The organism is Micromonospora sp. NPDC048040 (genome assembly GCF_055587185.1).
In genome coordinates this window covers 18,108-31,098 of record NZ_JBVJGT010000033.1, presented here as the reverse complement: position 1 = coordinate 31,098, position 12,991 = coordinate 18,108, and the positions used below count along the sequence as shown (strand labels likewise).

The window sequence follows — 12,991 nt, the reverse complement described above, 5'->3', positions numbered from 1 at the left end:
CCGCCGGCGGCGCCGCCGGCCGGCAATGGGGCGCCGCGAGCCACGACGGCATCGTGCGAGAAGACTCTGGTCGGTTTCCTCGGCCATGATGTTGTTGGTTCGGGCCCACTCCGATAATGCGGTTCGCCGATTGTCGGGCGCCCCGCCTCTTGTTTTTCCCCGGAAGGACAACCGTCCCCAGTGGAATAGGTGGACGGCTCGCCGACGATCACCGCCGACAACGCGACACGCGGAACTGATTCGGGTGGCCGTGGCGAAGGTCCTCGTGCGTCGAACGGGGCGGGCGGCGGTGGTCTCGAACCGTCGCAATTCGGCGCAGCGCGCGATGTCGTCGTACCGGCGCTGCCTATTCCGAGGGGGAGCCGTTGGCACCGCAACCGGTTGGCGTTCTGCGCCGACTAATACCCGCGCTCATGGTGCTCGTTCTGTTAGCCGGCTCGTATGCCGTCGCCCGCCTGCCTTCAGCGTCGGAGGCGGACCGGGCGAGGCTGGCGTCGCAGTTCGAGTTCACGGAGCTGCCCATCATCCTGCCGCCCGGGCTGCCCGTGCGTACTGTCCGCGCCGTCAACCCGCAGTATGACCACATCCGGTCATGGGTCTCCTCCGTCGGCGCCGCCGTCGCGATCAACGACCTGGACGGTGGCGGCGTGGCCAACGACATGTGCCTGGTCGACACCCGCAGCGACAGCGTGATCGTCACGCCCGCGCCCGGTAGCGGGAACGTCTACCAGCCCTTCGTTCTCGACCCCGCGCCGCTGCCGGTGCACTCGGCGATGGCGCCGATGGGGTGCGTACCCGGTGACTTCAACGAGGACGGCTGGGCCGACCTTCTCGTCTACTACTGGGGCCGGACCCCGGTCCTGTTCATGCACCGCGGCGGACGGGTCGCCTTGAGCCCGGGCAGCTTCCTGCCGACCGAACTCGTCGGCCAGCGTGGCAACGGCAACGGCAACGGGGAGTACGACGGGCAGCTCTGGAACACCAATGCCGTCTCCGTCGCGGACTTCGACGGGGACGGACACGTCGACCTCGGGATCTTCAACTACTTCCCCGACTCCCCGGTGCTTGACCCGGAGGGGCTGGCGGGCGTCCAGATGAACCACTCGATGTCACACGCCCGCAATGCTGGCGGCGCCCACATCCTGCGGTGGACCGCCGCCAGCGGGGGGCAGCGACCGTCGGTCACGTACGAGGAACAGAAGGCCCTGGACCCGGCGGTGGCCACCGGCTGGACGCTGGGGGCGGCCTCGGCCGACCTTGACGGCGATCTCCTGCCCGAGCTGTACCTGGCCAATGACTTCGGTAACGACCGCTTCTTCCACAATCGGTCGGTCCCCGGGCGGATCCGGTTCGAGCTCGTCGAGGGTGAGCGTGATCCCTTCACGCCGAAGTCGCTGGTCCTCGGCCACGACTCGTTCAAGGGCATGTCCATCGAGTTCGGTGACCTGGACGGCAGTGGGCGCTTCGATGCGTTCGTCAGCAACATCACGACGTCCTGGGGGCTTGAGGAGAGCACGTTCGTCTGGCGCAACACGGCCGCCAGTCCGCAGGCGGCCGGGTCGATGATGCGCGACGGCAGAGCCCCGTACGAGAACGTGGCAGCCGAACGCAACCTCGCGTGGTCGGGCTGGGGCTGGGACGCGAAGATGGCGGACTTCGACAACAACGGCGCCGTCGAGGTCGTGCAGACCAACGGCTTCGTCAAGGGCAGCCTGAACCGCTGGGCCTGGCTGCAGGAGTTGGCGATGGCCAACGACCTGATGCTGCGGGATCCCGCGATGTGGCCCAAGGCCGGACCGGGCGACGACATCGCCGGCTCCCAGCCCGTCGCGTTCTGGGTGCCCGAGGGCAACGGCCGGTACGTCAACGTCGGCAGCGAGCTCGGCATGACGGACGACACCCCGAGCCGCGGCGTCGCCGTCGCGGATGTCGACGGCAACGGCAGCCAGGACTTCGCCGTCGCACGGCAGTGGGGACCTCCCACCTTCTACCGCAACACCACCGGCGATCTCGGCGACTTCATCGGCCTGCGGCTGTACCGGCCCGCCGCCGCCGACGACGCGCTCGGCACTCCCGCCTACGGCGCCCAGGTCCGCGTCCGGACCGCGGACGGCCGGATCCGCGTGGCCCAGCTCGACGGGGGTGGCGGGCACTCCGGGAAACGTAGCTTCGAGATCGTGGTCGGACTCGGCGAGATCGGCGACCAGCCGGTCTCGGTCGAGGTGACGTGGCGAGACCTCGACGGCGTCGTCCACGCCCAGACGCAGGAGATGACCCGCGGCTGGCACAGCCTGATGCTCACGGATCAGGTGCGGGAGGTGAGTGGGCGATGAGCACGCAGTCCATCGACAGGCCCGTCGGCTCGGCGGGCCCGCGACGCACCGGCGGTGACCCGCCGCCGCCGAACCCTCCGACCGCGGCGATGGCCCGGGATCCGCGCTACATCGCACTACGCAACTTCGCGATCTCGATGACCGTCTTCAACATCCTCGGCTACACCGTCCTCGGTTTCGAACAGCCGTGGACCTGGCCCATCTTCGCGCTCCTGGTCGGCTACTCGGCGGAGATCCTGATCGAGTGGGTCACCGCTGCCGCGCACCGGCGTCGACCGGAGTTCGCCGGTGGCGGGCTGCGGGGGATGTACACGTTCCTGCTGCCGACACACATCACCGCCCTCGCCGCCAACATGCTCTTGTACGCCAACGACCGCTTCTGGCCCATCGCATTCGCGGTCCTCGTCGCGATCGGTCAGAAGGCACTGCTCCGTGCGCCCATCAACGGGCGGATGCGGCACTTCATGAATCCGTCCAACCTCGGCATCTCGGCGGCACTGCTGGTGTTCCCGTGGGTGAACGTCGCCCCGCCGTACCACTTCACGGAGCACGTCCCCGATGCGATCAGCATCGTCATCCCGCTCGTCATCATCACCTCCGGCACGGTCCTCAACGCCCTGCTGACCAAGAAGGTGCCGCTCATCCTCGGGTGGGTGGGCGGGTTCGTCATTCAGGCGCTGGTCCGGCACTGGACGCTCGACGTGGCGCTGTGGGGCGCGCTGGTGCCGATGACCGGGGTGGCCTTCGTCCTGTTCACCAACTACATGATCACCGATCCCGGCACCACGCCGACCAAGGGCTGGAACCAGTTCGCCTTCGGTTCCGGCGTCGCCGCGGTCTACGGGATCCTGATCGCCTTCAACGTCGTCTACACGCTGTTCTTCGCTGTCACCATCGTCTGTCTCGTCCGGGGCGTGATGTGGTGGATCATCTGGCTGCGTCGTTCCGCGGGCAGTCGGGCGAGTGCGGCCGGGAGCGTACCGGTGGGTGCACCTGAGAGGGCGTGACGTGACGGCCGGCGGCGGGGCCCGACCGGCCCCATCGCCTTGGCGGCTCGCGAGCGGCCGGCACCTGACGCCGGCCGCTCGTGGGTTGTCGGCCTGCGAGCTGCCAGTCGGCCTGCGGGCCGCCTGGTGGCCACGCCCGGTCGCCTCGGCGCGGGCGATCGGGCGTGGCCGTGGCGTGCCGGCCTCCTCGCTACGGCAAGGAGGGCTATGGCATTTGCCGCCGGCGTGCTGTCTAATAGGACGTTCGGCCCTCATAACGATCTGTCATCGAGCTGTGGCCGAACGTCAGTTGCGCTGAGTGGCGAGTCAGTGGCCCGTACACGTCGCGTTAACACTATCCGTCACCAGTTAACAGGCTTACGCATGCTTCGCCGTCGATTCGACTTTACGGAGCGTCCACGAGGCGCGGCCACTGTCGGTGACGATTCTCGGTCGTGTTGGCCTCGCCCATGGCGCATGCGCGGCCCCGCGGTCGGGATGCAATTACTCAAGGAATGCGCAACAGGCGTGATTCTGCGCACGGAGCCTTTCTTCAAGCGTGCGGGATTGACAGCACTTTTCAAGATGCCGCGCTCTTCCCGTCCCGAGAGGATTACCGCAATCGCAGGTCGAGGACGTGCGGAGTTCGAAGAGGGAGTGAACGTGCCAGATGGTGGTCACATGTCGACATTCGACACCGTCTCCCGGCCTGCTCTGCCTCGTTCTGGGCGGTCGGGTCGGCAGGTGAAGCTGTCCGAGGGGTAGTCATCCGCGGGGTTGGCCGGGCGGGCCGGAGGACCCGTTCCCGGTGCACCTGCGGTTGACCGCCGACGGGGTGCGGCACGTAGCCCTCGGAAACCGGGATCAGTGAATCCCGGGCCATTTATCGGAATGCGTCCGGGCGTGTTTCGCGCCCTTTTCATGATGGCGACATCGTGGCGTCGTCGGCCTGGGAGACGTGATGAACAATCATTTCGTTGATGCTGTCGAGCGTTCCATAGTCCTGATGCACGAGAACCTCGGTGAGCAGTTGACGGTGGACGACATGGCGCGTGCCGCCATGTTCAGCAAATTCCACTACACTCGGGTCTTTCAGAGGATCACCGGCGTTTCTCCGGGGCGATTCCTGTCGGCCCTGCGGCTCCAGCGTGCGAAGACGTTGCTGCTGTCGACGTCCATGAACGTGGCCGACATCAGCGTGCACGTCGGATACAACAGCGTGGGCACGTTCAGTTCCCGCTTCACCCGCAGCGTCGGCGTCTCGCCGATCGAGTACCGCCGTTGCGGAGGAGCAGTGCCTCGCCTCAGGGCGACAAAGCCCGAACTCGGCGCCGATTCCGCCGACGGCGTGGTGTCCGGCGTGATCTCGGCCTGCTCGCCGGTGGCGCTCGACGCGATCTTTCTGGGCCTCTTCAAGAGTCGGATACCCGAGGGGCAGCCGACGAGTTGCGCCATGCTGTCGGGGCCGGGGCGGTTCGTGCTCGACAGGGTTCCCGAGGGCACGTGGTACCTGCTCTGCCACGGTGTGGGGCCGGGGCGGGGCACTGGCGGCGACGATGACGACGTCTCCCAGTTCGGCAGCCACGGCCCCTTCCGGATCGGACCGGAGCAGAAGAGCCTGGATGTCGTCGTACGGCTCGGTCCCGCCCGCCTCTGCGACCCACCGATGCTGCTCGCACTTCCCGACCCCCGCACCATCGCACCGGTCCGCCGATCGGGATGGGGGGCGGCCCTCGGTCGTGCGGCCTGACGGCACGGGCACCCCGCGGGAGGCCGCGCCGTCGGTGGCGCGCCCGGTGACGGTCCCGGGGCGTCGCCGCCCGCCGCAACACGGGAGATGAGGCCCTCCGGCCGGCCGTGCGATGGTGGCGACCATGATCGAGACCTGTCGATGACTTCCTCTGCCGCTGCGGATGAGCCGCTGCGGAGCGCACCCCCTGTCCGGCTCTGCGAGCCGAAAGTCCACAAGGAGGCATGAGTTGACCAACGACCAACCCGGACGTGTCGAGGTGCTCCGTCGAGCATCCGAACTCGTCCCGACCCTGCGGAAGTTCTCGGCGTGGAACGAGGAGAACCGGCGGGTGCACGACGAGGCCGTCGCCGCCCTGACCGACGCCGGCATCTTCCGGCTGCGCACGCCGACGCGGTACGGCGGCTACGAGTGCGACACCCGTACGCTCGTCGACGTCGCCGCGACGCTTGCCCGGGGGGACGGATCGACCGCCTGGACGGCCTCGGTCTACTGGATTCCGACCTGGATGGCGTCTCACTTCCCGGACCACGTCCAGGATCAGGTTTTCGCCAGTCCCGACGCGCGCATCTGCGGAACGCTCAGCCCCAGTGCGATGGCCGCCCCGGCGGAGGGTGGGATCGTCGTCAACGGCAAGTGGGGCTTCATCACCGGCGCCCTGCACAGTCGGTGGCAGGTGATCATCGCGGTGCTGATCGCGCCGGAGGCCGAGCCCATGCCCGTCATCGCGCTGGTCCCCACCGCGGACCTGCACATTATCGACGACTGGCACACGTCGGGGCTGAAGGGCACCGGCAGCGTCAGCACGGTCGCCCAGGACCTCTTTGTGCCGCAGGACCGCTTCCTGCCGCTGGGCGCGGTGCTGCAGGGACAGGGCGCGTCGCAGGCCAACGCCGCCAGCGGGATCTACCAGGTGCCGCTGCTTCCGGTGGCCTCCGCGTCGTCGGTGGGTGTCGCGCTCGGCCTCGCCAGGGCCGCCATGGACGTGTTCACCCAGCGGCTCGACGACCGCAAGATCACCTACACCGACTACGCCAGCCAGCGCGAGGCGCCCATCACGCACCTCCAGCTCGCCGAGGCGGCCATGCTGATCGACGAGGCGGAGTTCCACGCGCACCGGCTCGCCGGAACCGTGGACCGGAAGGCGACCGAGCGGGCGGAGTGGACGATGCCGGAGCGGGTGCTGGCGCGGGCCGACATGGGCGCGGCCGTCCGACGCTCCCAGGAGGCGGTCGAGGTCCTGGCCAACGCCAGCGGCGGCTCCTCCATCCACCTCGACAACCCGATGCAGCGTATCCGCCGGGACATCCAGGCGCTGAGCCTGCACGCGCTCATGCACCCGGACACCAACGCGGAACTGTACGGCCGCCTGCTCAGCGGGCTGGGGCCGAACACCCTCTACGTCTGACCAACACTGTCCACAACAGCAGGAGGAGACCACCGTGTCCGCAACCAGCCAGAGTTTCCGTGCCAGCCCGGCCGACCACGCCGCGATCGCGGCGCTACCGAGCAGGATCGTGGCGGCGTGGGCCGAGCACGACGCCGAGGCCTTCGGGGCGGTCTTCGTCGAAGACGGCACCATGATCCTGCCGGGCCTGTTCCTGACGGGCCGCGACGCCATCGTCGCCTTCATGCGGGAGGCGTTCGCGGGCCCGTACCAGGGCACGCGAGTCACGGGCCAGCCCATCAACGTCCGCTTCCTCGACGGCGAGGTCGCCATCGTGCTCACCGAGGGTGGTGTGCTCGCGCCCGGCGAGACGACCGTCGCGAAGGAACGCGCCGTCCGCGCGTCCTGGCTGATGGTGAAGCGCGACGGCGCCTGGCTCCTGGCCGCCTATCAGAACAGCCCCAGCGAAGGCGCCTGACGGCGCTCCAGCCACAGCCACCGCGCGCTTCTCGGTCCAGGCCGGGATTCGCGTGGTGGCTGTCCGCTGCGCATCGGCGTTCGACATCGCGGTGGAGCGCAGCGGCGTTCCACGTCGGCGCGGGCCACCGCGCCGGGCTCCCGGACCGCCGTCCCGACACGCGAAGAGGGGGCGGCTGCCGCCCGCCCCCTCGTGCACCTGCCGACACCAGTCATCTACTGCCGTCAGGGCTATCTCTATTGAAGTGGATCAATTGGGCCGGTTCACCTTCCACAGTGCGGACCCCGAGCCCGTGCCGGGCGGACGTGCGCCGCGGCCGCGGCGTCGACCTCGACCGAGCGCCGAGTCCTCCGGGCACGGGGGGAGGTGTCGGCGCCGCGTCGTGATGGCAGGGTCGCCTCAGGCGCGCTGACGGTGCGACGGGCCGCGCGGTGGACCAGCCCGAGCCGTCCCACAAGCGCCGCGAGGAGACCTCGGAGGAACGATGGACGCCACGTCACGCAGAGCTGGCTCCGCCGCCTGGCGGGACGCTGACCGGTCCGACGTGACCGGCCCCAGCCGGCGCCGCGCGCGGGCAATCACCGTGCGCCTGGCCGGGCGGACCGGACGTGGGCTCCAGGAGGGCCGGCGGTGACCTCGGCGACGTACGACGTCGAGCGGGTGCGAGCCGACTTCCCGATACTGGGCCGCCAGGTCAACGGGCGCGACCTCGTCTATCTGGACTCGGCCAGCAGCTCCCAGGCGCCCAGGCAGGTGCTCGACGCGCTGCATCGGCACCACCGCGGGCACCACGCCAACGTCGGACGCGCCTCGCACACCCTGGCGGCGCAGGCCGGTGCCGCCTACGAGGCCGCCCGGGCGAAGGTGGCCGCGTTCGTGGGCGCCCGGACCGAGGAGCTCGTCTTCACCCGGAACGCGACCGAGGCGATCAACCTCGTGGCACACGCCTTCGTCCCCCGCGATTCCCGACAGCCGGGAGACCCCCGGTTCCGGCTGGGACCCGGTGACGAGGTCGTCGTCACCGAGATGGAGCACCACTCGAACCTCGTGCCGTGGCAGCTGCTGTGCCGGCGCACCGGAGCCACCCTGCGGTGGATCCCCCTGACCGGGGACGGGCACCTGGACCTGTCCTGTCTCGAGACGGTGGTCAACGCGCGGACGAGGCTGGTCTCCTGGGTGCACGTGTCGAACATCCTCGGCACCGTCAACCCGACCCGCGAGATCGTGGACCGGGCTCGTGCGGTCGGCGCGCTGACGCTGCTGGACGGGTCCCAGTCGGTCCCGCACCGCCCCGTCGACGTCGGGGCGCTCGACGTGGACTTCCTCGCCTTCACCGGGCACAAGATGTGCGGGCCGACCGGAATCGGCGCGCTGTGGGGGCGGGGAGAGCTGCTCGACGCCGTACCACCGCTGCTCGCCGGCGGCGGCATGGTGGCGGGCGTCGAGCTGACGGAGTCGACATTCCTGCCGGTCCCGGCGAGGTTCGAGGCGGGCACGCCGCCCATCGTGCAGGCGATCGGGCTCGGCGCGGCGGTGGACTACCTCGGCGCGGTCGGCATGGCAGCCGTACGTCGTCACGAGCGGGACCTCACCGCGTACGCCTTGGGTGTTCTTGACGGGGTGACGGGCCTGCGGATTCTCGGGCCAGGGAATCCGGCGGACCGTGGGGGAGTCATCTCCTTCGTTCTCGACGGCTTCGAGCCCGCCGAGGTGGGCCGGTACCTGGACCTGCATGGCATCCAGGTGCGCGTCGGCCGGCACTGCGCGGCCCCGGTCTGTCGGCGGTACGGCCTGTCGGGCACGGTCCGTGTGTCGGTTCATCTCTACAACACCCGCGCCGAGATCGACTTCCTGGCGGCCGTCCTGCTGGGCATGGGCAGCGGTCGCTGACCCCACCGGGCCCGCCGGCGGTGCCGCCGGGCCCCGCACAGCGAGAGGTGCCGGCAGCCCGAGGCCGTCGTGATGATTGATCCACGATGCGGATCCGGATTTGGTGCAGGCACCGTCCGGCGGTAGAAGGCTGGGGACGCGATGGGCGAGATGTGCCGGATACCGGGCGGTGCGTTCCGGCAGGGGAGTCCGGACTGGGTGATCGACTGGCTCGAGGCGGCCGACCAACCGCTGCCCCGGCTGTGGTTCGCCGACGAGACACCGCAGGTGACCACCGTCGTCAAGCCGTTCCGCATCGACCGGTTCCCGGTCACCGTCGGCGAATACGCCCGGTTCGTGCGGGACACCGGCTACCGGACCGAGGCGGAGCGGCGGGGCTTCGGCCTGGTCTACACGGAGCAGGGCTGGATCGAGCGCGAAGGGGTCACCTGGTGTGCTCCGGGCGGCCCGGGCACCGGAGACCCCGACTTCGACGACCATCCCGTCGTCCACGTCTCGTGGCGTGACGCGAACGAGTTCGCCCGCTGGTCCGGTCGGCGGCTGCCCACGGAGGCCGAGTGGGAGTTCGCCGCCCGGGGACCCGACTTCCGGATCTGGCCCTGGGGCGACGAGTGGGACGTCGAAGCCGCCAACACCGCGGAGCTGCACGCCGGTCCGCTGCACTCGTTGTCGGCGTGGCAGGAGTGGTGGCGGGCCGAGTGCGAACGGATCGGGCCGGTTCCCCGTACGTCCCCGGTCGGGTCCTTCCGTGGTCGTGGCGACAGCCCTTTCGGCTGTGCGGACATGGCCGGCAACGTCTACGAGTGGACCTCGACGCTGTCGCGCCTCTACGACGACAGCACCCGGTGCGACCCGACGGTGCGGATGGCGATGGGCAGGTACCGCGTCATCCGTGGCGGCTCGTGGATGAACTTCCGCTACCAGGTCAGGTGCAGCGAGCGCATGCACGGGGACCCCGATGGATGGTCCAGCTTCGCGCACGGCTTTCGCTGCGCCTCCGACGTCTAGATTCGAGGAGACACATGGTCAGAATCGTGGTGCCCGCCGTCTGGACCCCGCAGGGCCGGACCGACTTCGAGGGCACATCCGGCCCGCTGGACGACGTCGTCCGGGAGTTCGCCGCGCGTCACCCGGAGTTCGGTCGGCGGCTGCTCGACGCGGACGGCGAGCCGCTGCGCTATCTCAACATGTGCGTCGACGACGAGATGATCCCCCGGCACCAGCGGGCCGCCGCCACGGTCGGGCCCGATGCTGTCGTGACCATCATCGCGCCGATGGCGGGTGGCTGATGACGTCGTCCGCGGAAACACCTGGGCCGCCGCGGACGGGCGCGGGCACGGTCCCGCGCCGGGTGGTCATGCAGGCGTACGGCGACCCGGCGGTCCTGACCGTCCGCGATACCGACCTTCCCCAGGTGTCGGCGAGTGACGTCCTCGTCCGCGTCGCGGCCGCGGGTGTCAACGTCGTGGACCTGTACCAGCGCAGTGGCGTCTACCCGGTGTCCCTGCCCTTCACCCCTGGATTCGAGGGGAGCGGAACGGTGGTCGCGGTCGGCGCGGGCGCCACCGGTGTCGCGGTCGGGGACAGGGTCGCGTGGATGGGGCAGCCGGGTTCGTACGCGACCCACTGCCTGCTACCGGCGGCACGGCTGGTGCCCGTGCCCGACGGGTTGAGCCTCACCGACGCGGTGGCAGCCCTTGTCCACGGCATGACGGCGCATCTATTGACCACGGAGGTGTACGCGCCGTCCGAGGGCGCCGTCTGTCTGGTGCACTCGGCCGCCGGCGGCGTCGGCGGGATGCTGTGCCAGTTTGCCGCACGGCGCGGCGCGACCGTCATCGGCACGGTCTCCCGCGACGACAAGGCGCCGGCGGCGCTCGCCGCCGGCGCCCACCATGTGATCAACTACAGTCGCCCGTCGTTTCCCGCCCAGGTCCGCGAGCTCACCGCAGGACGGGGCGTCGACGTGGTGTACGACGCCGTCGGACGGGACACCTTCACCGACGGGCTCGCCTGCCTTCGGCCGGGTGGCACGTTCGTGCTCTACGGCCAGGTCAGCGGAGCGGTCGATCCGGTCGACCCGCAGCTGCTCAATTCGTACGGATCGCTGTTCCTCACCAAGGTGTCGCTCAGTCACTACGACCGCACCCCTGAGCAGACGCGCCGCCGCGCCTCGGCGGTGTTCGACGACGTGGTCGCCGGACGGCTGCGCGTACGGGTGCACGCCACCTTCCCGCTCGACGCCGCGGCCGCGGCCCACGACGAGCTGGCGTCGCGTCGTACGCGCGGCAAGATCCTGCTTCTGCCTTGACCTCGGCGTACGGGCAGGCCGGTTCGCCGGCCTGCCCTGACCCGGCCCGGCGTGCGTCGTCCCGTGGCGCCGGGGGCACGGTTCTCGTGCACCACGGCCCCCGCCGGACGACGTCGCCCGAACCGACGGGAGAAATCGTGAAGGCTCTGGTGTTGTCCGGCGGCTCGGGTACCCGGCTGCGGCCGATCAGCCACTCGCTGCCCAAACAACTGGTTCCACTGGCGAACCGGCCGTTGCTCGAGCACGTCCTACAGGGGATCCGCGACATCGGGATCACCGAGGTGGGCATGGTGGTCGGCGACCACGGATCGCAGATCAGGCAGGCGCTCGGGGGTGGATCCTGGAACGACGTCGAGATCACCTACCTGACTCAGGAGTCGCCGCGGGGACTCGCACACGCCGTGCGGGTCGCGCGGGGGTATCTCGGTGACGACGACTTCCTGCTCCACCTCGGCGACAACCTGCTTCCCGACGGCCTCGGCGGCGGTGCCGCGGAGTTCCGACGGGGCGGCGCCGGCGCGCACCTCCTCGTGCAGAAGGTCCCCGACCCACGGCCCTTCGGAGTGGTCGAACTCGATCGGGACGGCCGGGTGGTCCGTCTCGTGGAGAAGCCCCAGCGGCCCCGCAGCAACCTCGCACTCATCGGGGCCTGCTTCTTCACCCCGGCGGTCCACGTGGCCGTCGACGCCATCCGGCCCAGCCGCCGCGGCGAGCTCGAGCTCACGGACGCGGTGCAGTGGCTCGTGGACCAGGGTGTCGCCGTACGGGCCAGCGAGTACACCGGCTACTGGCAGGACGTGGCCGACAGCGACGACGTCCTGGCGGGCAACCGACGTCTGCTGGAGGGCGTCGACGCGCAGCGCGGTGGCGACGTCGATCCGTTCAGCGCCGTGGGTCCCCGGGTGTCCGTCGCGGCGGGTGCGCGGATCATCCGCAGCCATGTCGAAGGTCCGGCGATCATCGGCCCCGGCTCGGTGATCGAGGATAGCCACGTGGGCCCCTACACCTCGGTCGGCCGTGACTGCCTCATCCGGGGCAGCGAGCTGTCCGGGTCCGTCGTCATGGACGGTGCGCAGATCTCGCAGGTGACCCGGCTGACGGACTCGATCATCGGTCGCGGAGCCGAGATCGGCCGCGGTGATCGACACGCCGGCCACCGTATCGTCAGCGGTGACCACGCGCGCATCGACGTGCCGTGGTGAGCCGGCCGGCAGTCGTGTCGCGACTGCCGGCCGTGTCACCGTTCCGGGCGGTCGCGTCCCGCCGTGCCGTGCCGGTCGACGGTGCGGCTGATGTCCCGACGACCATGGCCGCGCTGTCAACGTGCGTCGAGACGGCCCTCCGCGACCTGCTCGGCGTCGAGTTGGCCGTCGCGGTGCGACCAGCCGCGGACCCCACGGCCGGGGTCGCACCCGCGGCGGCGAGCGCGTTCGTGTCCACCGGCGGTTCGCGGCACCGGGGCGCCACGACCACCGTCACGGCGACGGCAGACGGCGTGTCCCTCGAGGTGACTGGCGCCGGCCGGTTGGTTTGTGACGTCGCGGCGGTGCGGACGTCCTCCCCGGCGGAGTGGGACCGGTCGCTGGCCGAGCATGCCGCGCTGGCGCGAGAGGCGGCGGAGCTGGCGGGGGAGAGCCACGACCAGGCCGCGTGCCGTACGGGTGCCGTCCTACGGTGTCTGCGGCGGCTGCACCTGCCGACGTACGTTCCCCTGACACTCGCTCCGGCGTCGCGGCCGGGTTGGTTGGTCTATGTGTCGGGCACGCTGCGCGTGGCCACGCACGTCGTGCCTGGGCCCCGTGCGCAGCCGGTGGTCCTGGCGGTGCTGACCGACGGCTGGACCTGAGTCGTAGTTA

At 70.2% G+C, this 12,991-nt stretch carries 11 protein-coding genes; all 11 read left to right on the top strand.

Features of this window, described 5'->3' with window-relative positions:
• The first annotated feature begins 413 nt into the window (after positions 1-413).
• The 11 genes from ACZ6O2_RS25100 (at position 414) to ACZ6O2_RS25050 (ending at position 12,981) form a co-directional block, all read left to right on the top strand.
• The gene (locus ACZ6O2_RS25100; RefSeq protein ID WP_466024535.1) at positions 414-2,333 is read left to right on the top strand and encodes a CRTAC1 family protein; all 1,920 of its coding nucleotides are present in this window, start codon (positions 414-416) and stop codon (positions 2,331-2,333) included.
• A complete protein-coding gene (locus tag ACZ6O2_RS25095; protein WP_466024515.1) occupies positions 2,330-3,340 on the top strand; it encodes an enediyne biosynthesis protein in 1,011 nt (336 codons plus the stop codon). Before ACZ6O2_RS25100 ends, ACZ6O2_RS25095 begins: the two co-directional genes overlap by 4 nt.
• A gap of 940 nt (positions 3,341-4,280) precedes the next feature.
• Entirely contained in the window at positions 4,281-5,069 is a 789-nt protein-coding gene (locus tag ACZ6O2_RS25090) for an AraC family transcriptional regulator (RefSeq protein ID WP_350710459.1), read from the top strand.
• A gap of 229 nt (positions 5,070-5,298) precedes the next feature.
• Complete coding sequence (locus tag ACZ6O2_RS25085; RefSeq protein WP_350710457.1) at positions 5,299-6,477, top strand: acyl-CoA dehydrogenase family protein; 1,179 nt, start codon at positions 5,299-5,301, stop codon at positions 6,475-6,477.
• 34 nt (positions 6,478-6,511) lie between these two features.
• Positions 6,512-6,934: an SgcJ/EcaC family oxidoreductase gene (locus tag ACZ6O2_RS25080; protein WP_357454389.1), complete on the top strand. Its 423-nt coding sequence runs from the start codon at positions 6,512-6,514 to the stop codon at positions 6,932-6,934.
• A 630-nt stretch (positions 6,935-7,564) separates the two neighbouring features.
• Entirely contained in the window at positions 7,565-8,824 is a 1,260-nt protein-coding gene (locus ACZ6O2_RS25075; protein ID WP_466024514.1) for an aminotransferase class V-fold PLP-dependent enzyme, read from the top strand.
• 141 nt (positions 8,825-8,965) lie between these two features.
• Positions 8,966-9,832 carry a formylglycine-generating enzyme family protein gene (locus ACZ6O2_RS25070; RefSeq protein WP_350710452.1) on the top strand — a complete coding sequence of 289 codons (867 nt, stop codon included), beginning with the start codon at positions 8,966-8,968 and terminating at the stop codon, positions 9,830-9,832.
• A gap of 14 nt (positions 9,833-9,846) precedes the next feature.
• Complete coding sequence (locus ACZ6O2_RS25065; protein WP_350710450.1) at positions 9,847-10,113, top strand: MoaD/ThiS family protein; 267 nt, start codon at positions 9,847-9,849, stop codon at positions 10,111-10,113.
• Positions 10,113-11,135 (top strand): quinone oxidoreductase family protein, encoded by a 1,023-nt coding sequence (locus ACZ6O2_RS25060; protein ID WP_466024513.1) that lies wholly within the window; start codon positions 10,113-10,115, stop codon positions 11,133-11,135. Before ACZ6O2_RS25065 ends, ACZ6O2_RS25060 begins: the two co-directional genes overlap by 1 nt.
• Before the next feature lie 137 nt (positions 11,136-11,272).
• Positions 11,273-12,337 (top strand): glucose-1-phosphate thymidylyltransferase, encoded by a 1,065-nt coding sequence (locus ACZ6O2_RS25055; protein WP_350710448.1) that lies wholly within the window; start codon positions 11,273-11,275, stop codon positions 12,335-12,337.
• Between the two features lie 104 nt (positions 12,338-12,441).
• Positions 12,442-12,981 carry a hypothetical protein gene (locus ACZ6O2_RS25050; protein ID WP_466024512.1) on the top strand — a complete coding sequence of 180 codons (540 nt, stop codon included), beginning with the start codon at positions 12,442-12,444 and terminating at the stop codon, positions 12,979-12,981.
• Positions 12,982-12,991 lie beyond the last annotated feature (10 nt).

Excerpts from the sequence above, each read along its gene's own strand:
- ACZ6O2_RS25100 (WP_466024535.1), top strand. The coding sequence starts at position 414 with ATGGTGCTCGTTCTGTTAGCCGGCTCGTATGCCGTCGCCCGCCTGCCT.
- ACZ6O2_RS25070 (WP_350710452.1), top strand. The coding sequence starts at position 8,966 with ATGGGCGAGATGTGCCGGATACCGGGCGGTGCGTTCCGGCAGGGGAGT.
- ACZ6O2_RS25065 (WP_350710450.1), top strand. The coding sequence starts at position 9,847 with ATGGTCAGAATCGTGGTGCCCGCCGTCTGGACCCCGCAGGGCCGGACC.
- ACZ6O2_RS25050 (WP_466024512.1), top strand. The coding sequence starts at position 12,442 with ATGGCCGCGCTGTCAACGTGCGTCGAGACGGCCCTCCGCGACCTGCTC.
- ACZ6O2_RS25095 (WP_466024515.1), top strand. The coding sequence starts at position 2,330 with ATGAGCACGCAGTCCATCGACAGGCCCGTCGGCTCGGCGGGCCCGCGA.
- ACZ6O2_RS25060 (WP_466024513.1), top strand. The coding sequence starts at position 10,113 with ATGACGTCGTCCGCGGAAACACCTGGGCCGCCGCGGACGGGCGCGGGC.
- ACZ6O2_RS25090 (WP_350710459.1), top strand. The coding sequence starts at position 4,281 with ATGAACAATCATTTCGTTGATGCTGTCGAGCGTTCCATAGTCCTGATG.